Raw genomic sequence first — 1,734 nt, forward strand, 5'->3', positions numbered from 1 at the left:
AATATTCTTTTTTATTATTAAAATCTTTTTTAAAATTAGTTTTTTATATAATCTTTTTTAGATTATTTTTTACTTATTTTTTTAAAATATTTTTCTAAAAATTAGTTTTTTTTTAAGGTTTGTTGTTTTTGTGGATTTATTTTAAAATTAGTTTTTTTTTAAGGTTTTTAATTAAAAATTATTAAAAACCTTTTTATTGTTTTTCAATATTATTTGGATGTATGTATCCTGAACGTATCATATGATCTGCAAGAACCATTGCTATTGCAGATTCACTAACTGTAGTAATACGTGGGCAGATACATGGGTCATGTCTTCCTTTAATATTTATTTTACAATTATTATGTTCTTCAATATTTATTGTTTCTTGATCTATTGAAATTGATGGTGTAGGTTTAACTCCAATTCTTGTAATTATTGGCATTCCATTGGAAATTCCTCCAAGTATACCTCCAGAATTATTTGTTTTTGTATAAACTTTATTATCTTTATAATAAAATTCATCATTAATATCTGCAGCTGTTGCTTTTGCAGCATCAAATCCAATTCCTATTTCAACACCTTTTACTGCACCAATTTCCATAAGTGCTTTAGAAATATCTCCGTCTAATTTTCCAAATACTGGTTCTCCAATACCTGCAGGTACTCCTATTGCTATTGTTTCAACAATACCGCCTACTGAATTTCCTTCAGCTTTCTTTTCAAGAATAAGATTTTCCATTTTTTTAGCAGTTTTTAAATCAGAACATCTTACTGGATTTTTATTTGTATTTTCTTCAATTTTACTAATATCTGTATGATTAGCTTTTATATTTCCAATTTGTATTACATGGGAGATTACTTTGATTTTATAGGTTTCATAAAGTAATTTTTTTGCTATTGCTCCTCCAATTACATGACCAATTGTTACACGTCCACTTCCACGTCCACCACCATTGTAATTGTAATTACCATATTTACTGATCCAACCATAATCTCCATGTCCTGGACGTGGTGTATTTTTAATACTTTTATAATCTTTTGATTTTTGATTGTTATTGTATACAACACAACATATTGGTGTTCCATCTGTTTTTCCATTAAATATTCCAGATAATATTTCTACTTCATCTGATTCTTTACGTGGTGTTGTTAATTTACTTGTTCCTGGTTTACGTTTATCAAGTTCTTTTTGAATGTCTTCTTTACTTAATTCAAGATTAGCTGGACATCCATCAACAATTGCACCTATAGCTTTTCCATGACTAGTACCAAAACTTGTTACTCTAAATATTTCTCCAGTAGTGTTTGACATATTATTTCCTTTTAAAGTTTTTTAATTAAATCTATATTTTTTAATTAAATTTTTATTTTTTATTACTTATATTTTTTAATTTTTTATTTAATTGTATTTTTTAATATTTTTTTACAATTTTTCTACATTTTATAAAAATTGTATTACTTTTTTATTTATTTTTTAATAACCAAAGTATACTAAAACCTAAATATTTATATAGTAAGAAAACATAAGTTAGTAGTGAGTTTAAAAGATATTAGGTTTTTTTTATTTTTGAACAAATATAAACACAAAATTATTCTTTACTCCTTATTCATTAAAACCTATAATTTTTTATCTAATATTTTTTAAACTCTAAACTTTATATATGATTTATTTTTTTATTTTAATGTATTATATTATATTTTAGCTATTTTTTGGTTTTTATTTTCTTATTTTTTTGGTTTTTTTAGCTATTT

1 protein-coding gene is annotated in these 1,734 nt (G+C 23.6%); it reads right to left on the minus strand.

Annotation, left to right across the window (positions count from 1 at the left end):
• Nucleotides 1–193: 193 nt before the first annotated feature.
• Nucleotides 194–1,294 (minus strand): chorismate synthase, encoded by a 1,101-nt coding sequence (aroC, locus tag BGI41_RS07970; RefSeq protein ID WP_088540168.1) that lies wholly within the window; start codon nt 1,292–1,294, stop codon nt 194–196.
• Nucleotides 1,295–1,734: the final 440 nt, after the last annotated feature.

The sequence above is a fragment of the Methanobrevibacter sp. 87.7 genome (assembly GCF_002208625.1).
Lineage (GTDB): Archaea > Methanobacteriota > Methanobacteria > Methanobacteriales > Methanobacteriaceae > Methanarmilla.

What these genes read in the sequence shown, in the direction of transcription:
- aroC (WP_088540168.1), bottom strand. Translation starts at nt 1,294, where the DNA reads ATGTCAAACACTACTGGAGAAATATTTAGAGTAACAAGTTTTGGTACT.